The following is a 23,315-nucleotide window of genomic DNA, read 5'->3' as shown; positions in this document are numbered from 1 at the left end:
TTCGGTCTTCCGTAGCCTTGATTCGAATCCCTTTTCCCCCGCCAGTTTCAATACGAGACGTGCTCTCCGCCCCACGGCGCGCCGCGCTGAGTGGCAGGTTTCCTGGGGTTTTCGAGGCGGACCTGTTGACTGACCTGGCCTGGGGATGCCCGAATTTCGCTCTCCGGAGGCCAATTCTCTCCGGACCTCCTGACTTGGCCGATTTAGTACGGATCTCGGAAGTCCGGCTAAAAGGCCGGCTTCTGCGCGAGCGGGACTTCCTCTGGTTCGCATATCACTCGCCCGAAATCCGTACCTTTTGGGCGAAATGATCAATCTCGTAAGTGCGGATCGCCTCAATAACCGAGGACATTTGCCATCTGGCCATCACCAGCCCTGTCTCATCCACTCGTCGATGTCTCGCGAGGATAGGACTTTTTCCGTGTACTCCCAGTCCAACCCCTGATCGTCAGCCACGTCCCGAAGGTATCTCAGTTCCATCGGGGGCTTCGTCGTCTCGATTCGCTGCGAGAAGTTCTGCAGCGCAGATCTGTCGCGGAGCACCGCCGCGATCCAATCGTCCTCGAAGGCATCAGGCAGCTGGCCGAGGACAGAGAAGATGTCGCCGAAACGCTGCGACAGCGCCGCATACACCTGGTCCTCCACGGTCCCAGCGTATCGGAGATTGAGGACGTGGACGTTGTCGCGGATCTGCCCGATGCGCTGGACGCGCCCCTTCCGCTGCTCAAGCCGTGACGGATTCCAGGGCATGTCGACGTTCACCTGAGCGCCTAATCGCTGCAGGTTCAGCCCCTCGCAGGCGGCGTCGGTCGCGCAGACGAGGCGTATCTCACCGTCCTGGATCCGCTTCTTGATCTGTTCGCGGGCGGCGGTCCGTCGCTCCTGCCCGCGCTGCACGAAGGACGCCGCCCCGCCTGCGTAGAGCGCCACGGGCTCGTCTGGGAACGCCTCGCAAAGCGCCTCGAGGACCCACTCCGCGGTGGTGCGGTACTGGCTGAAGATGATGGCGCCATTGTCTTCCAGCCACCGCCGCTCGCGCAGAAAGTGAAGGACGACCTGCACCTTCGGATCCACATCCGAGCCCGCCACCACGGCCGCCAGGTTTCGCTCCACCTCGCGGAGGAACTGGATCTCCTGCGGGTCGGGAGGGAGGACGGCGCTGGGGATGTTCTCGTCCCCCGCCTCATCCTCGGGCACCAACGGCGTGTCCAAACGCCCCAGGAGATGTCGGGCTGTCTCAAGGCCGGCCCTGGCAGACGAGCCGATCCGCCGTAGCAGGATCGTCTTCAAGAAGCCGGCTGCCGGGAAGCGCTGCGCATAGAGCCGACTGAAGGCCTCCGCTGCCTCATACGCCGCCTTGAAGGCGAGGCTCATCTCCAAGCCTTCACCACTAAACAGCGACCCAGGGAGCCCGTCATCGGGACGCGCATGCGTCACCACGCCGATCCGCTTCAGGAGCCCGCGCTCTTCCAGCATCGGCCTGGTCCGGCGAATGACCCGGCGTACGATCGGGTTGTGGCGTTCGGCCAGCACCTCGAAATCGCCGAGGAAGTCGTTGCGGATGTCGGAGCTCAGGTCGTCATACCGTGGGCCCAAGACGATACGTGAGGCGAGCCCCGCGTCGTTTCGGATATCTCGGAACACCGGATGCTCTGCGGCGGGGGGCAAGGGGTTCCGAAACAGGCCCCATCGGTTGGTCTCGTTCCGCGGCCAGGCCTTCTCGCCGGTCAGATACTGGATCGACTCTTCGCGCATCCATTCGCCGCCGTCGAACGGTCGCCCAAGCACCTGGTCGGCTCCCTGACCAAGAGCGTGCAGAAGGTCCCAGAGCTCCACGGCGTCGAGCTGGATCGGCGTCGCCGTCCCGAGGATCACGTTGGTGGCCTTGCTCGCCGCACCGCGTAGGAAGCGCAGAAGCTGATTAGGTTCCGGCATCTGCCGGCCACTCTGCCCGCGTGAAGCGCGCGCCTTATGCGCCTCGTCGAGGACGATCACCCCGAAGGACTTCTTCGCCAGCGCCCCACGCTCGGCAGCATCATCACCATTGACGATCAGGCCGGTGGACATGATGCCGATGCGCCACGGGCACTTCGCCACCAGCGTCGGGTCGCCCTTCTGCGTCAGGGGCCGCCGCTCGCCATCCAGCCAGCACTTCTTCTGCGTGGACCAGACGGCCGCGGGGACGCCAAGCTTGTCCTCCAGCTCCTCCTGCCACTGCCAGATGAGGGTTGCCGGCGCCAGGATCAGCACCGGCTTGTCGTCCAGCAGCGACAGGACGAGGGCGGCGGCGGCCATGGACAGCGTCTTGCCGAGGCCGACATCGTCCGCGATCAGGAACCGCGCCGATCCATGCAGACGGCGGTCCTCGACGCAGGTCTGCACGAATCGCTTCTGCCAGGAGCGCAGGATCTGGCCGCCCTTGTAGATGGGCCGCTCCGCCAGGACGGATTCGGTCGGGACGCCCCCTTCCGCGTCTCGCGCATCTTCGATCGAGCGATACTCGATCCGCTGCGCCATGGCCGCGACGTGCTTCACCACCGCGTCCGGCAGGTCCACGCCCTGCCGCCAGAAATGCTCGAACTCGTCGCGCACCCATGTCGCGGCGCCCGGATCCTCATCGCCCCACAGGATCTCGTAGGCGTGGCGGAAGCCGGATGCGCTGTCGTTCACGCTGCCTACGAAGGAATAGACGCGGCCATCGGCATGCTCGATCACGCCGGCCTTGCCGTGCACGAATACGTTGTTCGTGTCGCGCGGTACCACGCGGACCTTGAGGCGCCCTGAGACCAGGAACTCGTGCAGGCGACGGTAGCGTTCCCGCGCCAGCAGCAGGTCGAGCCCGTCCTCGGTCGCCTGCCAGGAGGAGACGAGGGTGCGTGCCAGCGCGGCCTGGCCGTCCCGCGCGGCGCGAGCGACCTTCACGTCATGAGGGTCCAGGTCTCCGTTGCAGACGACGCGGATCTCGCCGACCGTCTCCAGCGCCTCGCCAACCACTTCCAGCAGCGACGATCGAAAGTAGCCGGCGATGCGGAGATAGCGTGAAGCCCCGGTGAGCCTCGCCGTCAGGACGGGACCGAGCGCTTCACGGCGCGACGAGAAGCGCTCTACAGCCATCCTGCCTGCCCCCTTCGCCGGCCGCGCCCTACACCCTGTCGAGCTTCAGCGCTTCCGCGAGCTCCTGCGCGGCCGCGCTCTCGTCCGGACGGGTTCGCGCCGTCTTCTTCTCGACATACTCGGCGAGCGCGATGAGCTTCTGCCGGCGCTGCCAGTAGTCGGCGGTGTACTCCGCCTTCAGCAGGGTCACGCCGCGCTTCGGGTCGCGCTCCTTCCCCTCCATGGTTTTCCAGATCGCGAAGAGGACCTGGCGGAGCGGCGTCGCGGCGAAGCCGTCGCCGTCCAGCATGCGGCCCTTGAGGTCCGAGGCGCCGGCGAGCGAGGCGGCATTGGCCGTGGTGGAGGCCATGAGCTCCGCGTAATCAGCGAAGGCAAAGCTCTTCGCGAAGTTCTGGAAGTCGGCGACCTTGGCGGAGCCTTTCGCTTCCATGTCCAGCATGCGGACATAGAAGCGCTCCGGTGCGGTCAGGTCGCGCCACATCTCGCGGGGGAAGCCTTCGGGGACGAGCAGACTGTTCGCCACCTGGGCGGCGTAGTCCACCAAGTCCCGCAGCATCGTGCGCTCGCCCTTGCCGAGCTTGCGGTAGAGGTCGCGGTCGAGGGGTTGGCGGTCGATGCTGGAATAGGCCGTGACGACCTGCAGCGCGGCGGCATAGGCCGCCAGGGTGAGATCGCCGTCGGTGTACAGGGTCTCGGCGTTGGCGCGCTCATGCCAGGCATCGTCGAGGGCATTCAGGCGCGCGAGCTGCGCCGCCACGGCCTCCTCGATCTCGGCTTCGATCTCCATGCGACGGGCATTGGTGGCGCCGAGGCGTTTGCGCAGCACGAGGCAGACTGTGCCCTGGACGTAATTGCCTTCCTTGAGCGCGCTTTCCGTCTCGGTGACGATGTTCCACGCTGCGGTGACACGCAGACCAGCGGCCCAAAGGATACTGGCGAGATCGGCCCAGACGCCGGCATCCTGGTGGGTGAACATCACCACCTGCATGCCGTTGTCGGGCATGTGTCGAGTCATGGCAGCGTAGGCAGCGACCATGTCGCGGCGGAAATCTTCGCCCGTGCCCTTAATGGCCTTGGTCCGCTGGGAATCCCAGGTCCACCCGTCGAAGGGCACAGGCGGATACTTCCTGAGCCATGCGATGAAGAATTCGGTAATCTCGTGATAGTTTACGGCGTCAGCATAGGGCGGATCTGTCACGTAAATATCAGAAATAAACTTGCAATCAACCGCGGCACGAGGCTCTACGCTGACACTTGCCGGAATCTTGTATGTCTTTTTGACGCTAATTAATAGTGTATCGATGGTCTCGAATGAACGGGATGTATAGTTCCAAAGCGTGTTGAGTGCCTGATTAAGAAATACATGTGCGTTGTTTTCTTTTCCCGCCGGGCCGCGCCATCCACAAAGCCGGGAATTCCAGTCAAGAGCACGGCACAACGTCAAGTCGAGTACATTTGCGAACTCGGTCTTGTGCGCCTCTGCATTAAAGAGCGCAAATTGAAGAAGCTCCCTTTTTCCAAATAGATGATGCCAATGCGTCCAGCCACGCGTGCGGATCGGCTCGTCCGTCTTGTCTCCTGGTGCGATCGCCATGTCCGGCACCAAGCCGGTGTCCTGCCAGTCGGCCAGGTTGTCCCGAACGATGGCCTCAACCTGTCGCTCCCGCGCCTCATCCTCTGGGAGCACCTCCCGAAAGAAGGTTTCTTGGCGCCCCTTGTTCAGGCTCTCCTTCGTGATCCATTGGATACAGTAGAGGCGCTCCTGGAAGATGTCGTCCCGGTGGGGAACAAAATCACCCTTTTCCCACAGTCGCAGCCGATTGCGCGACACGCCGTCGGCGTCACGATAGTCGCCGCGGATCGTCCGGATTTCTACACCCGACCGCTCCGGGTTCATCGGATGCACCAGACGGCCGCCCTGCACCGTGCCCTGTTCGGCCAAGGCCATCGTGTCGGCGTCAACGCCGCTAACGACTTCGATGCGGTAGCGCTTCGCCGCCTGTTCGGGCACGAGCTTTGCGACCACATTCCGCGTCTTGGATATGACCCAAGAGGGCGCCATCGGCACCATCCAGCCGGTGCGTGGGCAGCGGGTTTCGAGGCAGTAGAGGAACGCCTTGGCGCGGTTCCCCTCTTTGTCGTGCTCGATACCGAGCCGCGTGATCTCGGCATCCACCGCCGCGGCCACGCGCTTCTGCGCCGCCTCGATCTCGGCCCGCCTCTCCTTGCTCGCACCGATAATGTTAAAGGCGCCCCAGGTCAGCATTGCTGCGATCGGGTTCAGGTCCGAAGCATGAACGTCGCAGCCCATCCGCGCCGCCTCGAACGGAATGGAACCCCCGCCGCAGAAGGTGTCTGCGAGGCGCGGACGGTCGCCGAAGCGAGCGGTACCAAGTTGTTCAACCAACTGCGCTACGCTGAAAGCGCGCGAGCCGAGATGCCCGTTCACGGCAGGCCATATTGAAGCAAGCAGCTCTACCTCATCGCACTCTTCGGGTCGGCGCACATGGCGTAACCGCTCCGCGTAGGGCATCGTTGCGAACGCTTCAGCGATACGAGCCGCTCGATCGGCTGGCGACAAATCATCGCGCCACACAATACGCCGGCCATGCACCTCGGTGAGTAAGCCCGAGAAGCTCGGGAACAGCCGGCTGAATTCCGCGGCGCTTCCGCCGAAACGCCTGCCGAAAGCCCCGTCATCCATCCCCATCAGCTTGAGGAAGATATCGAGATCGGACGCGGGATCCTCGGTCGCAGGTAGCAGACATCCGAGCACCGTAGCTCGGACCATGATCAAGGGCTTACGTCCCTTCCAATACGAGCTGAGCGGCGTCAGTGTCTGGCTTTGGGCCGCCGTGCGCTCCTCATAAGCCTCCGCCGACAGTCGCCCAACCGGGAACTGACGCTCAATGAACGCAGGCGCGTCCTTCAGCGAGAAGGGCGCTAGGCCAACCTTGGCAGAGCTTTCCACTACGCCTGTCATGCTCGTCCTATCACTCCGCCGGCAGCGGCGGGGCGAAGAATAGCCCCGTGTCGTCCGCCTTCTTTCGGCTGGCCTTTCGCTTCGGCTGCACGAACCGCTCGTTCACCCGCGGCTCGAGCGTGCCGCGCCCGGTCACGGCCCCCAGGTGAAAGGCATCATGGCGCGTACCGAAGCACAGCGCCTGGCGCAGCGCGCCACGCCAGCCCATCCCTGCCTGGTGAGCGAGACCAGTGCCCGCCGCCGTCATGGTGTAGAGCCACCAGCGCTCCTCCGGCTTCAGGCCAAGCCAGTTGCGGATGGCAACGCCGATCTCCTCCGGCTTCACGTCAGGCAGTTCGATCGCCCAGAGCAGGACCAGAAGCTCCTTGCCGAACAGCCTCTGCACAGCCGTTTCGTCCGCCCCCCAGCGCCCAGCCAGCTTGTGCTCAGCCTTTAGCCGCCGGTTGAACTCGGCACGGGCTTCGGGCGCGGCCACGTCCCACACGTCGCGCGCGGCCTCGCAGCGCAGAATGGTCTCAGGCGCCCATTGCGGCTCCCGCTCCGTGGGCGGTCGGCCAAAGACCTCGAACACCTGGACCTTGGCCTCTCGCCCCTTGGTCAGGCGCACCAGATAGGCATGCTCCTGGTAGATGTCGGCGCAGTCGAAGTTCGCAGCGGCCGTGCTCATGGCGATCCATCCTGTTTCCAGGCGACGCGATCGAAATCCTCGCCCGCCGCGTCGCAGAAGGCCATGAGGTCCCTTCCGGACGGAAAGGCAATGCCGTCGAGGCGGAGCTTCACCGTGGGCGCATCCGCCGCGAGCAGGGCCAGGAGCTCCTTCACCTTCTGATCCAGCGCGGCCGCGGGGATCGGCACGTCTCGGCCGAGGCGCAGCGTCAGGAAGTCGTTCTCGGACCTGGTCCCGTTCAGGTCCACGGCACCGCCGAGCACCTTGGCGTCCGGCATCTTTGCCAGTCGTTCCAGAGCCGAGAAGGCCGCAGCCGTGTCCTTCGGCTCGAAGCGGGAGGTCATGGTCACCGGCGCATCGGGCTTGAGCTGTGCCTTCTGCGCTCCGCCGTTCCAACCGCCCGCGTCGTCCATGCCGGTGGCGAGCGGCGCCGACTGCTCCTCGCTGAAGCGCCCGGCCAGTTCGGCGATGACGCGCAGCTTCTTCGCCTTGGCCGGGACGTCGATCTCGGCATGCGGGACCTCGGGACCCTGCCGCGGATCGGTGTCGTCGAAGGTCGCGCGAATGGTCGCCGCGCGCGGAATGGCCAGCAGCGCGACGCGGTACCCGCCGGACACGCGACGGACGTCGGGCTTCACGCGTAGCGGTGCACGCCACTCGAACGGCTCGCCCGTCTTCGCGACGCCTTTCGAGTCGACGGCAACGAACCACACCGCTGGGGCCGCGGTCTCATAAACGCGTCCGTCGAGTTTCGTCGCCTTGGCCGGATCAGGCGGACCGCTCTCGGAGACGTAGACGATGTCCGCGTCCTCCGGCGTGACATTCAGCTGGAAGCGCCCTGTGGCAATCGGGTCCTGGGCGAAGTCGTCCTGCCGGGCTGAGACGCGGGTGACGCGCTCCCATTTCTTGGCGACCAGGCCTTCCTTCTCGCGCCAGAAGCCTCGCTGGCATGCCGTGCGGATGAGGTGATCCAGGCCGGCCTTGGGCAGCCAGAACCATCCGGATCGGACAGCGGCATTACGGCGAAGCGAGGAGGCCTGGACGGCGTCGGCGTCGAACAGCAGGTCCTCGGCTTCCAGTCGGATGTTCTCGAACTGCGCGTCGAACTGGTCGCCCGGGATGAACTTGCCGCGCTTGGTCAGCGTATCGATGATCTGCTGTTCGCCTGAGTAGTCGTTGCGGTCGAACTCCATCCGGAAGTCGTCAACGCGGCGCAGCGTCTTGCTGACGGGGAAGACGATGGTCTTGAACGTCTCCCGCAGGGCGCTGGTGAAGTTGGCGGCCTCTCGATCGCGGACGCCATCGAGTTCCGCCATCTGTGGTGAGCCTTGGCCGTGCTGCGCCTTGATCCTCTCCTCGACTTTGCCGATGGCGCGCATGCGCCGCGCACTGTGACGCAGCGTCGTGACCGCGTTCGGATCAGCGGTGAGGACCAGGACGCGGTTCCGGAGATCCTGCTTGTCCCACCAGTCCACGAAATCCTGTGGCAGGCGATCGGCGGGCCGTTCGAGGATGATCAGCGTTGGCCGATCGTCGTCGAGCTGGATTTCGTCCAGCGCCGGTAGAATCGCCATCTTCTCGGAGTAGAGAAGGCCCGAACGTGGCTTGAAGACCTCCCGCAACTTCTCCCGCAGCGTCTGGTCAACCTGCTCTTCGGCGATGTTCGCCGAGATCTCGGTGATCTCGGCGGTGACGTTCGCCGTCTGCCCGAAGAAAACGCGCTGGTCGATCCCCTGGAAGAGGTACCAGGCCTGCCCCTGAAGGCGGCTCAGCGCCGTCTTGATCTCCGAGACCTCGAGGAGGGGATCGACCAACGTCTCGATCAGCTCGCCGTCCGTGAGACCACGCAGCGGGGACTCCGCCGCCGACAGCGAGGACATGAGGAGCTGCTTCGCAACGGCGGTTGCCGTGGCATTGCCGTCAGCCGCGTCGATCTTCTCGGCCAGCGCGTTGCCGCGGTCCGAGATGTCGCGGGAGATAGCATTGCCGTAGGCGGGATTGATCTTCCGGATTTCCTCGATCGTCGCCTGATCGTTGAAGTTCAGGTGCTGAAGGCCGACGAGGAAGACGTTGCCGTCGCTGTTGAGCGCTCCGCGGACGGCAAGGCGCAGAAGTCGGATCAGGGCGCGAGTCTTCTGATATCCTCGGTTCTCGGCGAAGCGCGCGACGATGTCGCGAATTGACGGATGGAACGGATAGGTCTCCCTGATCCGCTCGATGAAGGTCTCTGGCGTCGTGGGGATCGTATCGACTCGCTTCGCCTTCTGCAGCGCCGCCACATAGGCCTGGGCGATCTCGTCGATCCGGTCCGCGTTCGGGAGGCCGTCGAACAGGCGCTTGCGAACGATGGCGAAGACCTCGCCCGTGTTCTGCTGCACCGGCGTGATCGCCTGGGCATTGCGGTCGTAATGCTTGGTCAGGCTCTCGATGAGGGTGCGCAGCTGCCCCGAGCCTTCGAGATAGACGTCATCCTTCAGGTTAGTGACGACGACGCATGCCCTTGGGCACTGCGGGAGCGCGTTGAAGAGCCGCTCCAGGGCACCGATGGTGAGGTCGCCCAGGGTGCTGTTGCCGACCTTCTCGCCCTGCGCCATCTGAAGGTAGCTCGGCAGCTCGTCGAGAAGGACCAGGGCGGGCTCGTTGCCCAGAATCTGCACCCACTCGTTTACCCCGGGTGTCTTCGCCCCGTTCCGCCAGAATGGGGCCATAACGTCTGATCGGCCGAGCTGGTCGGCGATATAGCCCCAAAGGAGGGTCTCAGGGTTCTGGTGACCGTTGAAGATCACCACCTTCGCGGCGCCGAAGTCGTTCCCGCTGCTGATCCTGGGCACTATCTCACGGCGCAGGGCGGGGTCGGCGGCCAGCAGGCCGAACGCTATCAGGCTGTGCGTCTTGCCGCCACCCATTGCCTGGGTCAAGTAGAAAGCACCGTCCTCGGACTTGCCGGCGAGACGCTCGAAGCCCCTCCTGACAAGCAGTTCTAAGCCGGCGGTGAAATGATTGCGGCGAAAGAATTCACGGCCGTCAATCTTTCCCTTCGCTAGGTCTTCGACCTGGGCCACCTGCTCAACCAAGCTTTCGCTGGTTACCACCGCATTGGCAGTACAGAGCTGCTTTATCGTGCCGATTGCCATGAGCCTACTTTACCAATCCTCATCGGGAGGGAGCGCAGCCTTCGGATTGTCACCCCTTTTCCAGGCGGTATGCTACCCTGCGGATAGCGATTCGTTGAAGTGTCTCCACGGTGGAATAACGTCAGCTGAGTTCAAGGGCCTTGCCTGGGCAGCGGAATTCCGGTTCCAGCCTCTCCAGGTGTAATGCGGGGCGGAATGGAGACCTTCAACCTAGACGCTCGCCAGCTCGCTCGGATTGAAGCTGTTCATCGTGGCTTCCTCTACCAGCATCTCTATGCGGCGGCCTGCTTGTTCCGCGCCGCACGTTCGGGCGTCACGCATATCGTCGTCGAGAACGACGAAGACGTTGAAGTGGTGCTGCCCGACAGGCGCATCTACGCTCAGGTTAAAACCCGCGGGTCACGCCTCATGTTCAGTGATGTCGAGGGCGCGCTCACGCGATTCAATGAAATTCGCGCAGAACACGTCGCGGGCCGGCGAAGCGGCGCTTGCCAGTTCGTTATCGTCTCAAATACGGCACTGGGCCCCGACCTGGCCAAGCGCGCCAAGAATTCCGCGTGGCCCGCCGACGTTACTCTCGTGCATCCGGGGTGTGCCTCCCCAGACGCCGCGCTTCCCGAACCGTGGGAAACCATTGGCGAGGCCTTCGAAGCATGCCGAGCAGCGGCAGAGACGCTCCCGTTCTCGGTCTTGGCTCCGGAGACGCTCGTTTGGAAGCTCGCGGGCCGGATCTTAGCGGCTTCTGCGGGAATCGAGCCAAACCCAAACCACACATTCGTGGTCGGCGCCCTTCCTGACCTCTTCGAACAGCTTGTCGTGCAACTTCACGACTTCCCCGCGCCGCCTCTGCGATACCGGCCCCAGGAGCAGGAGCCGGCGCTCGCCAGCGTGCACCACGTGCGACTCGTTGTCGGCTTCTCTGGCGCTGGCAAGACGTCATGGGTGTCGCAAATGGCTCTGCATGCCACCGACAGGCTGGCCTATTACGACGTTGCGGACATATCAGGTCCTGCGCTGGCGAGCGCTGTCGCGCGCGAGTTGGCCGCCCGAATGTTCGGTTCGCGCGGCGGCACCCTCGGGGAAATTCTCCTGCCTGGAGCTAGCGGAACGGAGGTCCTATTCGCAATTGGTCGCCACCTCGCAGATGACGGTCTCACCGCGACCGTCGTCCTCGACAACGCCCACCGTGTCGCCCCTGGCGACATCGCATCCCTCGTTGGAGCGTCCCAGCAACTGCGCTTCGTCCTGCTCGCTCAACCGAGCCCCTCGATCGCGCAACTTGAAGCCACGCTCGGCATATCAGCAGAGCGACTGCTCGGTTGGTCAAACGAAACTGCGGCGGCAGAAGGCGCATCGCTCGGATGTCGCGGCAACTTTGCAGACTATGAGCGATTGTTGAAGCTCACCGCGGGTCTGCCACTCTATGTTCAGAATGCGCTGAAGATTGCCGCTGCTTCCTATGACGGAAGCGTCGACCGTTTGTGCACGGCGCTTGAAGAGCGGACGCACATTGTCGAGACGGCGCAGGAACTCATCCTCGCGGACGTGTTCGACACCTTCAATGAAAATGAGCGGCGTGCTGTTGCGGCGCTTAGCCTAAGTGATGTCCCACTCGCCCAGGCCGAAGCCACCACCGTACTACAGCGGACGTTCGGTACAGCGCCCGCCGACGCGGCGGCAGCATATCGCCGGCTGCGCTCTAGCGGCTCGATCCAGATCTTCGGTGTCGACCGCTTCAAGATCCACGACGCTATCCGGCCGCTTGGACGCGCGTTCCTCAACGCTTGCGGGTCTGCCGCGGTCAAGACAGCGCAGGAGGCCATCCGTGACCTCTTGATGGTCGCGCTACCCAAAGAGCACGATCGTCAGCGAGTATTCCTATTGCTGCGCATGTTTGTGGCATTGGGCAATGTGAAGCCGTTGGTCGAAATGGCAACAGACGAGCTGTTCCACGAGCTCGGCTACATGAATGAGATTTCCACCTTTCTGACCGAGGCGGCTGCGTGTCCCGACATTGCGGCCGAAGATCGGTTTTGGGCCCTCGACGGGCTCGTCTTCGCGCATTTCAAGGCCGGCGACGATACGGAAATCCGTAGCAAGCTCGATCGCATGGATGAACTGATCAAGGCCAACAATCTCGGCCAGTCCGAACGCCTCGCCGTCGCCATGAAACGAATGGTCTTTGCGGCGCGCGACAAGGACGTCGCAACCGTGAAGAGAATTATGATCGAGCTGCGCCACGTGCTGCCGCAAACACCACAACACCTCAGGGTCGCAAAGTACAATTATGCACACGCCCTTTTCGAACTCGGCATGATGGACGAGTGCGTCTCTGCAACCCTTGATCTGATCGCCGAATACTATGATCTGCTTGGACTCAGGTTAGCCGACGTGATGGGAAAAAACCCCGACAAGATTTTCCCGCTGCTCAAGGGCGAGAACCACACCGACGACTTGAAACATCTCGCTGACTCGCTCGATCTCCAATCTAAGGCGGTGAAGGCGACCGGAAACAATCCGGGCCTAGCCCCAATCCACGCGATGAAATTCTACTCGATGGCTCAATCGCTAGATTCGTTCGCGAGAGTCGGCCAGGAGCTCGTCGACGACTTCATCGGTCGAAACGACTACGTCGGTGCCCGCGACGTCATCGAGCGAAACCTTATGCCGACCATTATGGGTTTGAAGCTCGCCGGCCGGGTTATTCCTCTGCGCAGCCAATACGCCGTCGTCCTCGCTTATTGCGGCGCGTTCGATGCGGCCGATGCTGAGATGGCCCGGCTAGTGCCCTATGAGAGCGGGTTGGACGCTCGTGGCCAATGGGAATTACGAAATCAACGAGCGCTAGTCGCCCATCTAAAGGATAATCCCCCGCCGCCGCAGTGGCAGATGCCGCCCAAACTCGGCGGGCCATCCACATAGGTTAGGTTCACTAGGATGCGATCCATCGCCGCAAAAAGTAGTCGGTCTCTTTCCGGCTTTTGCAATGATAGGTCTTTCGGATCATCTTCCGAAGCGTTTCCCCTTGTGGCCCTTGTCGCTCCTCGCCTTGGGCAAGGTCTACCGCAGCCAACTCCTCCGGGGAAAAGCCGTCCATCGGCATCGGGTTGACCGTCCAGATCTCCCCCAGGCTTGCGACGACGCCGTTTGAAAACTCAATACGGTTGAGTAAGCGTGGCAAGTGGCTTTCGAGCCCATAGAGCTTCGCAGCGCCGATCTTCGTGCTGATTTTAACGTCTATAAGTGGCCTTCGCTTGTAGAAGGTAACGTCTGCTGGCTGCCCGGATATCGAAAGCATCGTCAGCGTGTGGGTTAGCATTCCCTCGCGGGAGCCAAAGTGCTGCTCGAGCCGCTTGATCGCCTCTCGTGGGGTGATGTCCTGCATCATCAGCTCGAATATCCACGGCGTCCAAAAATGCGCCAAGCGAGCTTGGGCACTGCTGAGCCGCCCTTCAGTAGGGATGCACGGGCTACGAGAGACTTAGCCCGGGATTCAGCTTGGCCGTCTGGCCCCGCCGGCGCTGAGCGTAGGCTGGGCCAGACGGCCAGCGCAACAGCGCTTCCGGCGCGGGCGGTGGGTAGCCCAGCGCACCTTGCGGCCTGATCGTCTTGTAGTGCCGCCGCCAGTGCTCCGTCAGAGCCTCGACGCTAGGCGCTGCGCCGCCCATTCTGCATTTACGCTCCCCATCAGCGCCGGCAACGTCATGCCCTCCGGCTGACGCCCGTCCAGGATCGCCTCGACCACGTCCAGCGCCAGCAGCGTCAGCCGCAGCACGCGCGAGAGGTAGGACGAGTTGATCTTCTCGGCCGCCGCGATGTCGTCGATCGTGGCGAAGCGGCCCGCCTCCATCATCCGTCGCCAGCGGGACGCCCGAGCGACCGCCTTGATGGGGGTGACGTCCTGCCGCCGCTCCAGCGCCAGAACGCCGGAGGTGACCATCGCCTTCCGCCCACCCCGGGGCTTCGCCCGGAGCGGAATGACCACGGTCAGGGTCTGCGCTGTATCGCTCATGCTGCTGCCCTCCCAGCCTCGGGCGCCTGGGCGGCGAGGTCTCGGACCGGGCTGCCGAGCCCATCCAGACGCAGCCGCACCGCCGCACCCTCGGCCCCTATCTTCACCCGGCGGACCAGCAGGCGGATGATCCGCACATGCTCCGCGGGCCAAGGCGTCCTGCTCGCAACACTCGGATCGCGGCGCCTACGGAGAATTAGGTTCCTGAGCCGCTCAAGATGTGCATGAACTACGAGACAGGGGCTCTCCGAGAAAAGGCAGCGCCCAAACAGAGGACCTGGGGGCACTAGGAGCCGTAGCGGGGAACTCAAGGCAACCTACCCGTTGGGAACAACGTTGGGTCGGCCCCCAGCCTCGGGAGAAGTTATCTTATAAAAACAATTGATTGCAATTCGGGGGGTGGTGGAGCTGAGGGGAATCGAACCCCTGACCTCGTCATTGCGAACGACGCGCTCTACCAACTGAGCTACAGCCCCGCACCACATGACCGGCGCCATCGCACCGATTGCGGGGCGCGTCATGCGGGATGGGCGCCAGGGTGTCAAGCGCCCCCCGGACCGATCTCCTTCCCCCTTGCCGGTTCAGCGACCTTCCGCGACAAGGAAGCCCTCACGCCGACCTTTTCGGAGCGCCGCCGACATGATCCTCGACGCCTTGTTCTTCCTGATCCAGGCGGGGCTCACCCTGTTCTTCTGGGCCATCCTGATCGCGGCCGTGCTTTCGCTGCTCATCGGCTTCAACGTGCTCGACACGCGCAACCGCCTGGTCTGGACCATCTCGGACTTCTTCTACCGCGTGACCGAGCCCGCCATGCGCCCGGTGCGGAACAGGCTTCCGAATCTGGGCGGCATCGACATCTCGCCCCTCATCGTCATGCTGCTGGTCCAGGCCGCCATGCTGCTGGTGGGCGCCGTGCGGTCCTACATGATCGAATTCGGGCTGTATTTCTGAGCCATGACGCAGATCCTCGACGGCAAGGCGGTCGCTGAGCGGCTGCGCGGGCAGCTCGCCACCCGCATCGCGGCGCTGGACTTCAAGCCCGGCCTGGTCGTGCTCCGTGTGGGAGAGGACCCGGCAAGCGGCGTCTATGTCCGCAACAAGGACAAGGCGGCGACGGCGGCGGGCTTCGCCTCCCGCACGCGGCACTTGCCGGAGAGCACCACCGAGGCCGAGCTGCTGGCCGAGATCGCGGCACTCAACGCCGACCCTTCGGTGGATGGCATCCTGGTCCAGCTGCCCCTGCCCGCGCATATCCGCGCCGAGGCGGCGATCGCGGCGGTGGATCCGGCGAAGGATGTGGACGGTTTCCACCCGATCAATGCCGGGCGGCTGGCGTCGGGGCTGCCCGGCCTCGTGCCCTGCACGCCGCGCGGCGCGATGCACCTGCTGGCCGAGGCCAAGGCCACGCTGCGCGGCGCGCGGGCCGTGGTGGTGGGCCGCAGCCAGATCGTCGGCCGGCCCATGGCGCAGCTTCTCCTGGCGGCCGACTGCACGGTCACCATCGCCCATTCCCGCACGCGGGACCTGCCGGAGGAATGCCGGCGCGCGGATATCCTGATCGCCGCCGTCGGCCGGCCCGAGATGATCCGCGGCGACTGGGTGCGTGAGGGCGCCATCGTGATCGACGTGGGGATCAACCGCCTGCCGGATGGCAAGCTGGTGGGTGACGTGGCCTATGCCGAGGCGCTGCCGCGGGCGGCCGCCATCACCCCGGTGCCGGGCGGCGTGGGGCCGATGACCATCGCCTGCCTGCTGGAGAACACGCTCGAGGCCGCGCTGGCGCGCCGCGCATGATTCTCCACCGCGCGCTTCAGGTCTTCGGCGGGCTCGCCCTGCTGTCTTGCCTGCATCTCGCCTGGGGCGCCACGCCCTGGGGGGGTGAGGGCTGGTCCCGCGCGCGGATGCTCTATGCGGGGGCGGGGGGCGTTTCGTCCCTGGCGCTGATCGCCATCGGCGGGCTCGGCATCGCGCTCCGGCGCCAGCAGCAGGCGCTGGCGCGGATCGAGGCGCTGCTGCGCGAGCGCCAGGGCTAGGCGCGCATCAACCTCCTTCTCGCCACGCTCTACGTGCTCATGTGGGGCTCCGCCTTCAATGCGGCGCGGCTCGTGGCGCTGGAATGGCCGCCGCTCTGGGCCTTGGCCATCCGCTTCGTGGCGGTGGTCCCGCTGCTGTGGCTGATCTGGCGCTGGCGGCGTGCGCCCTTCCCGGCGGGCGAGGATCGCTGGCGGCTCGCGCTGATGGGCGCCTTCGGCATGGGCGGCTACCTCGCCTGCGCCTGGGTCGCCTCGGCGCATGTGCCCTCGGGGCTGGTGGCCCTGCTTTCCGCCTGCACCCCGCTGTTCGTGGCGCTGGGTGAGGCCTGGCGCGGCCGCGCGCTGAACCGCCTGGGCTGGGCGGGGCTGGGCCTGGGCTGGCTGGGCGTCGCCACGCTCGGGCTGCTGCGCTCGGCAGATGGGCTGGCGGCGGCGGAGGCCTGGGGGCTTGGCCTCGCGCTGCTGGGCGCCTTCTCCCAGGCGCTGGGCGTGCTGGCCTATGCGCCGGCGCGGGGGCGCGTGGACCCCTGGGCCGCCAATCTCGGCCAGACGGCGGTGGCGGGGCTGGTGCTGGTGGCGCTGGCCGGCCTGCTGGGCGGCCCGCCGCCGGAGACCGCCAGCGCCACACTCATCCTCGGCATGATCTATTCCTGCCTGGTGGTCGGCATCCTGGGCTATGGGCTGTTCTTCGTGGTGATCGGGCGTTTCGGGGCGGCCAATGCGGCGGCGCTGCAGCTCATGGCGCCGCCGGTCGCGGCCATGCTGGGCTGGGCCTTCATGGGGGAGCGCCTGGCCTGGGGCGACCTGCTGGGCGGGACGATCACGCTCACCGGGCTCCTGCTCATGTTCAGGGCCCGATGATCGGGCGCGGTGACTTCCGGCCGCGCCCGGCTTAACCTCCACGCCATGCTCCAAGGCCGAAAAATCCTTCTGATCGTCTCGGGCAGCGTCGCCGCCTTCAAGGCGCTCATGCTGGTGCGCCTGCTGCGGGCCGAGGGCGCCACGGTGCGCGCGGTGCTGACGGCGGGTGGCGCCCGCTTCGTGACGAAGGAATCGCTGGCCGCGATCACGGGCGAGGCGGTGCAGGACGACCTCTGGGCCGCCGAGGCCGAGATCGGCCATATCCGGCTGGCGCGCTGGGCGGATGCGGTGGTCGTCGCGCCCGCTTCCGCCAACCGGCTGGCGCAGATGGCGCATGGCCTGGCGGAGGATCTGGCCGGCTGCATCCTGCTCGCCACCCGCGCGCCGGTGCTGGTGGCGCCGGCCATGAACCCGGCCATGTGGGCGCACCCCGCGACGCGGGCGAACATCGCGACACTGGCCGCGCGGGACGTGCATTTCATCGGCCCCGAGGATGGCCCGATGGCCGAGCCGGAATCCGGCCCCGGCCGCCTCTCCGAGCCCGAGGCCATCGCCTATGCCATCCGCACCCTGCTCGCCTCCGGCCCGCTCTCGGGGCGGCATGCGCTGGTGACGAGCGGGCCGACGCATGAGCCGATCGATCCGGTGCGCTACATCGCCAATCGCAGCAGCGGGAAGCAGGGGCATGCCATCGCGGCGGCGCTGGCGGCACTCGGCGCGCGCGTCACGCTGGTCAGCGGCCCGGTGGCCCTGCCTGATCCGCCGGGTGTCACCGTCCGGCGCGTGGAGACGGCGCGGGAGATGCTGGCCGCCTGCGAGGCCGCGCTGCCGGCGGATATCGCCATCTTCGCCGCCGCCGTCGCCGATTGGCGCGTGGCGCGGGAGGCCGGGCAGAAGCTGAAGAAGCAGCCGGGGGCCGAGGCGCCTACGCTCGACATGGCGCTGAACCCGGACATCCTGGCCACGATCTCGCGCCATGCGTCGCGGCCCGCCCTCGTGGTGGGTTTCGCGGCCGAGACCGAGAAGGTCGTCGAGCACGCGCGAGACAAGCTCGCGCGGAAGGGCTGCGACTGGATCGTCGCGAATGACGTTTCGGGCGACGTGATGGGCGGTGCGGAGAATGCCGTGCATCTCGTCACCGGGAGCGGTGTGGAGGATTGGCCGAGAATGCCCAAGGAAGAGGTCGCGGCGCGGCTCGCCGCCCGTATCGCGGAGCATGTCGCATGAAGGTGCTGGTGCAACGCCTGCCGCATGCCGAGGGGCTGCCGCTGCCGGCCTATGCCACCGAGGGCGCGGCCGGGATGGATTTGCTGGCGGCGCGCGAGATGGTGATCCCGCCCGGCGGGCGTGCTTTGGTGCCGACGGGGTTGGCCGTCGCCATCCCGGATGGCTTCGAGATGCAGGTGCGGCCGCGCTCGGGCCTCGCGCTGAAGCATGGCGTGACGGTGCTGAACGCGCCCGGCACGGTGGACAGCGATTATCGCGGCGAGGTGGGCGTGATCCTGCTGAACACGGGCGCCGAGCCCTTTTCCATCGCGCGGGGCGATCGCATCGCCCAGGCGGTCTTCGCGCCGGTGACCCGCGCCACCTGGGAAGAGGTGGTGGTGCTGCCCGAGACGCAGCGCGGCACGGGCGGCTTCGGCAGCACCGGTCGCGGCTAGAGCCATTTCACCGCAAGCAAAGACGGTGAAACGGCTCCAGCACATTGTTTTCACGCATTTTCCGAGTCGCCAAGCAAAGCTGCCTGGCTTGAAAATACTCTAGGGTCCGATCGCCAAAGGCGTGAATCGGCCCCTCAGCGAAGCCTAACGCCGCCGCGGGATCATCCGCTCCAGCAGCCCGTCCCGCAGCACATATTGGTGAAAGATCGCCGCCGCCGCGTGCAGCAGCGCGAGGAGGACCAGCGCGTTGGAGGCCAGTTCATGCAGGCCCTTCAGCGTGCGGGAGAAGGCGCGATCCGGCGTCATGGGCGAGGGCAGGGCGACGAGGCCGAGGAAGGACATCTCCGTCCCCCGCGCCCAGAGGGCGGCGAGGCCCAGCAGCGGGGCCAGCAGCATCGTCGCATAGAGCGCCACATGGGCGAGGCGCGCGGCCCGCGCCATCCAGGCGCCCATCGGCACCGGCGTGGGGTGCGGCGCGAAGCCACGCCAGAGGATGCGGATCAGGCTCAGCCCGAAGACGGCGAGGCCGAGCGAGCCGTGCAGATTGGTGCCCGGGCCCCCGCGCCCCTGGGCGAGTTCGCTCGTCGCATAGGCGCCCAGGATCAGCAGGGCGATCAGCCAATGCAGGCCAAGGGTCAGCGGGTCGTGGCGGGTCTTGGGCATGGTGCCTCACCTCATGCCACGGCTGCGGCCCTCATGCCTTGATCGGCCGCAAGGCGGATGGCTTGCCGAAGCGGGCGCGGCGGGCCACTTCTCGGGCATCATGCGCCCGAACCGCCCCATCTATCTCGACCACCACGCCACCACGCCGCTCGATCCGCGGGTGCTGGCCGCCATGCGCCCCTGGTGGGAGGAGAATTTCGCCAACCCGCATTCCGTCGAGCACGCGCTCGGCCGCGCGGCGGAGGAGGCAGTGGAGGAAGCGCGCGGGCATGTGGCGGAGCTGATCGGCGCCGATGCGCGGGAGATCGTCTTCACCTCGGGTGCCACCGAAGCCAACAACATCGCCATCAAGGGCGCGGCCCGGTTTGCGGGGACGGACGGCCCGCGCCGCATCATCACCCTCGCCACCGAGCATAAATGCGTCCTCGAATCCGTGCGCGACCTGGCGCCCGAGGGCTTCGAGCCTGTGATCCTGCCGGTGCGGCCGGATGGGCTGCTCGATCTCGACGTGCTGCGGGCGGCGCTGGAGACGCCCACGCTGCTCGTCTCCGTCATGGCGGTGAACAATGAGACGGGGGTGGTGCAGGACCTGGCCGCCATCGGCGCCGTGGTGAAGGAGGCCGGCGCGCTCTTCCACACCGATGCCGCCCAGGCTGCCGGGCGCATCCCCCTCGACGTGGAGGAGATCCGGGCCGACCTGCTCTCGCTCTCCGGCCATAAGATGTATGGGCCGAAAGGGGTGGGCGCGCTCTATGTCCGCCGCCGGCCGCGCGTGCGTCTCGCGCCCCTCTTCAGCGGTGGCGGGCAGGAGCGAGGCTTGCGCAGCGGCACGCTGCCGGCGCCGCTGCTGGTCGGCCTGGGGGAGGCGGCGCGGATCGCGGCCGCCGAGGGCATGCTGGACTCCGGCCGCATCACCGGCCAGCGCCAACGCCTGCTGGATGGGCTGATGGCCGCCATTCCGGGGCTGCGCATCAACGGCACGATGGAGAGCCGGGTCGCCGGCAATCTCAACCTGACCTTCCCGGGGGTGGAGGCCCAGGCGCTGCTGGCGGCCTTGCCGGATGTATGCCTTTCAACCGGTTCCGCCTGCTCCTCGGCCGAGATCACCCCCTCCTATGTGCTGGGGGCGATGGGAATTCCTGATTCCGAGGCTCGGGCCACCTTGCGGATTGGGCTGGGGCGTTTTACCTCGCCCGCCGAGATGGACCGGGCGGCCGCCCTGATCGGCGCCGCCTGGCAGCGCCTGTCCTCAACGCTCATTCGTTCTTCAACCCCGGACGCCGCGGAGTAGTATCGAACCATGCCGAAGATGACCTTCATCGAGCGCGACGGCACGCGCCGCGAAGTGGAAGCGGCGCTCGGCCTCTCCGTGCTGGAGATCGCGCATCGCCATGGCGTGGACATCGAGGGCGCCTGCGAGGGCAGCCTCGCCTGCTCCACCTGCCATGTGATCGTGGATGCGGAATGGTTCGGCAAGCTGGCGGAGCCGACCGAGGATGAGGAAGACATGCTCGACCTCGCCTTCGACCTGCAGGAGACCTCGCGCCTCGGCTGCCAGCTCATCATGACCGAGGCGCTGGACGGGCTGGTGGTCAAGCTGCCCGCCGGCAGCCGCAATGCCGGCTGACCTGACCACGGCCGATCCCCTGGCCTTCGGCGCGGAGGGCGGGTTGTTCCGCCGGCTGCGCGACGCCGCGGGCGCGGATTGGACGGGCTACACCTGGCATCCCTTCGTGCGGCAGCTCTCGGCCGGCACGCTGCCGCTGAAGGCGTTCCAGCATTACCTGATCCAGGACTACCTCTTCCTCATCCATTTCGCGCGCGCCAAGGCGCTGGCGGTGGTGAAGGGCGAGAGCCTTGCCGCCATGCGCGACAAGGCGGCGGCCGTGCTCGCCATCCTGGATGAGACGCTGCTGCACCTGAAATATTGCGCCGAATGGGGCCTCTCCGAGGCGCAGGTCACGCAGATTCCGGAGACGCTGGAGACCGTGTCCTACACCCGCTGGGTGCTGGACCGTGGGCTTGCGGGCGACATCCTGGACCTCGAGATCGCGCTGGTGCCCTGCACCGTGGGCTATGCCGAGGTGGCGCGGCGCATCATGGCCGATCCGCAGCGGATGGCCGCGGGCAACCCCTACCAGTCCTGGATCGAGAGCTATGCGGGTGCGGGCTACCAGAGCATGGCCGAGGCGGCGGCGCGGCGGATTGACGCGCTGGGCGAAAGCCATGGCGGCGAGGCGCGCTTCGCGACCCTGCTGCGCGACTTCTCGATGGCGGCGCGGCTGGAGCAGGGATTCTGGCAGCAGGGGCTGGATGCCGCAGGGCTTCCCAAGGCCCCATGAAAATCCTCGTCGCCATGTCGGGCGGCGTGGACTCCTCGGTCGTCGCGGCCTTGCTGCACGAACAGGGGCACGAGGTCGTCGGCGCCACGCTGCAGCTCTATGACCATGGCGCCGCCGTGCAGAAGAAGGGCGCCTGCTGCGCGGGGCAGGACATTCATGACGCGCGCAATGTGGCCGAGCACCTTGGCATCCCGCATTACGTGCTGGACCGCGAGCAGCGCTTCCGCGACGCGGTGATCCAGGATTTCGCCGACAGCTACGCGCGCGGCGAGACGCCCATCCCCTGCATCCGCTGCAACCAGACGGTGAAGTTCCACGACCTCACGGAACTCGCCGCCGATCTCGGCTGCGAGATGCTGGCGACGGGCCATTACGCGCGGCGGCTGGATGGGCCGGAGGGCGCCGAACTGCACCAGGCGGTGGATCCGGTGCGGGACCAGAGCTACTTCCTCGCCCACACCACCCGCGCGCAGTTGGAACGCACGCTGTTTCCGCTCGGCGGCTTCGCCAGCAAGGCGGAGGTGCGGGCACATGCGGCGCGGCTCGGCGTCGCGGTGGCCGAGAAGCCGGACAGCCAGGACATCTGCTTCGTGCCGACCGGCAGCTATGCCGATGTGGTGCAGAAATTCCGCCCCGAGGCGCTGGAGCCGGGCGAGATCGTGGACACGGAAGGCCGCGTGCTGGGCCAGCATCGCGGCCTCGCGCGCTACACGGTGGGGCAGGGGCGGGGGCTTGGGCTTTCGCGGCGCGAGGATGAGGAGGCGCTCTATGTGGCGCAACTCGATGCGCCGCGCCGCCGGGTGGTGGTGGCGCACCGGCCCGCGCTGGCCCGCGCGCGGATTTCCGTGGGCGAGGTGAACTGGCTGATCGCGCCGCCCGAGGGCGAATTCCGCTGCGAGGCGAAGCTGCGCGGGCGCGAGCAGCCGGCGGCGATGCGCGCCGCATGGGATGGCGGAACGCTGACCCTGATGCCCGATGAGCCGGCCATCGCCGCACCCGGCCAGGCGGCGGTGCTGTATGACGGCGCGCGCGTGCTGGCGGGCGGCTTCATCCGCGGCTGATCGCCGCTCTTCCGTTCACGGTTTCGCAACCAGCACCATCGCATCCTGGCTGTGCGGGGGTCCGTCCCCTCGTGCTGGCGCAGGGTGTTCCTGGCCGGCTTCGCGGTGTGTCAGGAAAGGATTTCCGGCATGAACCTGGCCAATATGGCCGCCGGCCGTGTGCCCTGGATCGGGGCCGGCCCGCTGATGCCCGGTGCGGATCTCTCGTTGCAGCTGGGCTTCGCGCTGGAGCCCCCCATGGAGCCCCCTCGCGAACCCCTCGGTGCCCCCTTCGGCGCCTGGTCCTGGACGAGCGAGCCGCGGGACAGCGCACGCCATGGGGCTGAGCTCGCGGCGGTGCTCGTCAGCCTGCAGCCGGTCGAAAGCGGCTTTCTCCCCCTGCTGGATGTGATCGCGCCGCCCCCCCTCGAGGATCTGCCGGCCGCGCCGCCGATGCCCGATCCCGAGCGGGAGGGGTGGCTGGCACCCATGCCCGCCCGCCTGCCGCCACCTGAGTGGCTGATGTTCTGACACGGCGTCCCATGCCGGGAGTTCAGGGGGATTTCCTGGACAAGCGGCCTGTAAATAGCTTAATTCATGACGTGTTCTGCATCACCTCAAGGCTGTCCCAAGGGACATTCCCCGCGCGATGGCGGGGCGTGATCGCGCCCTCCGGGAGCTCTGGCGTGTTCCCGTGGGGCCGGGCGGCGCGGCCGGCGGACCCTCGAGGGCGGGCGGCGTTGCAGGTCGCTGAATTGTCATGGCCCAAGGGCTTTCGGTTCCACGGCTGGTGGAAGAAGGTGCG

Annotated in this window: 20 protein-coding genes and 1 tRNA gene; 12 read left to right on the top strand and 9 right to left on the bottom strand. The window is 66.4% G+C overall.

Features of this window, described 5'->3' with window-relative positions; genetic code table 11:
- Nucleotides 1-366: 366 nt before the first annotated feature.
- From KTR66_RS08745 to KTR66_RS08730, 4 genes are read right to left on the bottom strand one after another with little or no spacing between them, the layout of a single operon-like run.
- Nucleotides 367-3,114: a helicase-related protein gene (locus KTR66_RS08745; protein WP_213612195.1), complete on the bottom strand. Its 2,748-nt coding sequence runs from the start codon at nucleotides 3,112-3,114 to the stop codon at nucleotides 367-369.
- A 28-nt stretch (nucleotides 3,115-3,142) separates the two neighbouring features.
- Nucleotides 3,143-6,085: an anti-phage-associated DUF1156 domain-containing protein gene (locus KTR66_RS08740; RefSeq protein ID WP_371819062.1), complete on the bottom strand. Its 2,943-nt coding sequence runs from the start codon at nucleotides 6,083-6,085 to the stop codon at nucleotides 3,143-3,145.
- Between the two features lie 22 nt (nucleotides 6,086-6,107).
- Nucleotides 6,108-6,764, bottom strand: a complete 657-nt coding sequence (locus tag KTR66_RS08735) for a DUF3780 domain-containing protein (protein WP_213612193.1) — start codon at nucleotides 6,762-6,764, stop codon at nucleotides 6,108-6,110.
- Nucleotides 6,761-9,898, bottom strand: coding sequence for a DUF499 domain-containing protein (locus tag KTR66_RS08730; protein ID WP_213612192.1), 3,138 nt, complete (start codon nucleotides 9,896-9,898; stop codon nucleotides 6,761-6,763). The genes KTR66_RS08735 and KTR66_RS08730 overlap by 4 nt, the downstream gene beginning before the upstream one ends.
- A gap of 195 nt (nucleotides 9,899-10,093) precedes the next feature.
- Here KTR66_RS08730 and KTR66_RS08725 point away from each other — a divergent pair, with 195 nt between their 5' ends.
- A complete protein-coding gene (locus KTR66_RS08725; protein WP_213612191.1) occupies nucleotides 10,094-12,820 on the top strand; it encodes an ATP-binding protein in 2,727 nt (908 codons plus the stop codon).
- Nucleotides 12,821-12,830: 10 nt separating this feature from the next.
- On the opposite strand, the gene KTR66_RS08720 is transcribed toward KTR66_RS08725, so the two are convergent.
- The 4 genes from KTR66_RS08720 to KTR66_RS08705 all read right to left on the bottom strand — a co-directional run bounded on the left by KTR66_RS08720 (nucleotide 12,831) and on the right by KTR66_RS08705 (nucleotide 14,386).
- Nucleotides 12,831-13,286, bottom strand: a complete 456-nt coding sequence (locus KTR66_RS08720; RefSeq protein ID WP_213612190.1) for a hypothetical protein — start codon at nucleotides 13,284-13,286, stop codon at nucleotides 12,831-12,833.
- A 246-nt stretch (nucleotides 13,287-13,532) separates the two neighbouring features.
- Nucleotides 13,533-13,910 carry a hypothetical protein gene (locus tag KTR66_RS08715; RefSeq protein WP_213612189.1) on the bottom strand — a complete coding sequence of 126 codons (378 nt, stop codon included), beginning with the start codon at nucleotides 13,908-13,910 and terminating at the stop codon, nucleotides 13,533-13,535.
- Nucleotides 13,907-14,047 carry a hypothetical protein gene (locus KTR66_RS08710; RefSeq protein ID WP_213612188.1) on the bottom strand — a complete coding sequence of 47 codons (141 nt, stop codon included), beginning with the start codon at nucleotides 14,045-14,047 and terminating at the stop codon, nucleotides 13,907-13,909. Before KTR66_RS08710 ends, KTR66_RS08715 begins: the two co-directional genes overlap by 4 nt.
- A 263-nt stretch (nucleotides 14,048-14,310) precedes the next feature.
- Nucleotides 14,311-14,386, bottom strand: a tRNA-Ala gene (locus tag KTR66_RS08705).
- A gap of 163 nt (nucleotides 14,387-14,549) precedes the next feature.
- Here KTR66_RS08705 and KTR66_RS08700 point away from each other — a divergent pair.
- Genes KTR66_RS08700 through dut form a run of 6 tightly spaced genes read left to right on the top strand, consistent with a single transcriptional unit; the run spans nucleotide 14,550 to nucleotide 18,465 of the window.
- Nucleotides 14,550-14,861: a YggT family protein gene (locus KTR66_RS08700; RefSeq protein ID WP_213612187.1), complete on the top strand. Its 312-nt coding sequence runs from the start codon at nucleotides 14,550-14,552 to the stop codon at nucleotides 14,859-14,861.
- A gap of 3 nt (nucleotides 14,862-14,864) precedes the next feature.
- Nucleotides 14,865-15,704: a bifunctional methylenetetrahydrofolate dehydrogenase/methenyltetrahydrofolate cyclohydrolase FolD gene (gene folD, locus KTR66_RS08695; protein ID WP_213612186.1), complete on the top strand. Its 840-nt coding sequence runs from the start codon at nucleotides 14,865-14,867 to the stop codon at nucleotides 15,702-15,704.
- Nucleotides 15,701-15,943 carry a hypothetical protein gene (locus KTR66_RS08690; RefSeq protein ID WP_213612185.1) on the top strand — a complete coding sequence of 81 codons (243 nt, stop codon included), beginning with the start codon at nucleotides 15,701-15,703 and terminating at the stop codon, nucleotides 15,941-15,943. Before folD ends, KTR66_RS08690 begins: the two co-directional genes overlap by 4 nt.
- 6 nt (nucleotides 15,944-15,949) lie before the next feature.
- The gene (locus KTR66_RS25260; RefSeq protein WP_371819072.1) at nucleotides 15,950-16,804 is read left to right on the top strand and encodes a DMT family transporter; all 855 of its coding nucleotides are present in this window, start codon (nucleotides 15,950-15,952) and stop codon (nucleotides 16,802-16,804) included.
- Nucleotides 16,805-16,849: 45 nt separating this feature from the next.
- Complete coding sequence (coaBC, locus tag KTR66_RS08680) at nucleotides 16,850-18,031, top strand: bifunctional phosphopantothenoylcysteine decarboxylase/phosphopantothenate--cysteine ligase CoaBC (protein WP_213612323.1); 1,182 nt, start codon at nucleotides 16,850-16,852, stop codon at nucleotides 18,029-18,031.
- Nucleotides 18,028-18,465: a dUTP diphosphatase gene (gene dut, locus KTR66_RS08675; protein ID WP_213612183.1), complete on the top strand. Its 438-nt coding sequence runs from the start codon at nucleotides 18,028-18,030 to the stop codon at nucleotides 18,463-18,465. The genes coaBC and dut overlap by 4 nt, the downstream gene beginning before the upstream one ends.
- A 144-nt stretch (nucleotides 18,466-18,609) precedes the next feature.
- Here the strand turns inward: dut and KTR66_RS08670 are convergent, their stop codons facing one another.
- A complete protein-coding gene (locus KTR66_RS08670; protein WP_213612182.1) occupies nucleotides 18,610-19,128 on the bottom strand; it encodes a cytochrome b in 519 nt (172 codons plus the stop codon).
- Nucleotides 19,129-19,228: 100 nt separating this feature from the next.
- Here KTR66_RS08670 and KTR66_RS08665 point away from each other — a divergent pair, with 100 nt between their 5' ends.
- The 5 genes from KTR66_RS08665 to KTR66_RS08645 all read left to right on the top strand — a co-directional run bounded on the left by KTR66_RS08665 (nucleotide 19,229) and on the right by KTR66_RS08645 (nucleotide 23,041).
- Nucleotides 19,229-20,419 (top strand): cysteine desulfurase family protein, encoded by a 1,191-nt coding sequence (locus KTR66_RS08665; protein ID WP_213612181.1) that lies wholly within the window; start codon nucleotides 19,229-19,231, stop codon nucleotides 20,417-20,419.
- A 9-nt stretch (nucleotides 20,420-20,428) separates the two neighbouring features.
- Nucleotides 20,429-20,755, top strand: coding sequence for a ferredoxin family 2Fe-2S iron-sulfur cluster binding protein (locus KTR66_RS08660; protein WP_213612180.1), 327 nt, complete (start codon nucleotides 20,429-20,431; stop codon nucleotides 20,753-20,755).
- Nucleotides 20,745-21,470 (top strand): TenA family protein, encoded by a 726-nt coding sequence (locus KTR66_RS08655; RefSeq protein WP_213612179.1) that lies wholly within the window; start codon nucleotides 20,745-20,747, stop codon nucleotides 21,468-21,470. Before KTR66_RS08660 ends, KTR66_RS08655 begins: the two co-directional genes overlap by 11 nt.
- A complete protein-coding gene (mnmA, locus tag KTR66_RS08650) occupies nucleotides 21,467-22,531 on the top strand; it encodes a tRNA 2-thiouridine(34) synthase MnmA (RefSeq protein WP_213612178.1) in 1,065 nt (354 codons plus the stop codon). The genes KTR66_RS08655 and mnmA overlap by 4 nt, the downstream gene beginning before the upstream one ends.
- Before the next feature lie 129 nt (nucleotides 22,532-22,660).
- Nucleotides 22,661-23,041: a hypothetical protein gene (locus tag KTR66_RS08645; protein WP_213612177.1), complete on the top strand. Its 381-nt coding sequence runs from the start codon at nucleotides 22,661-22,663 to the stop codon at nucleotides 23,039-23,041.
- Nucleotides 23,042-23,315 lie beyond the last annotated feature (274 nt).

It is taken from the genome of Roseococcus sp. SDR (assembly GCF_019083995.1).
Classification (GTDB): Bacteria; Pseudomonadota; Alphaproteobacteria; order Acetobacterales; family Acetobacteraceae; genus Roseococcus.
The sequence above is the reverse complement of the archived record's forward strand: the minus strand, read 5'-3'. Positions and strand labels throughout refer to the sequence as shown.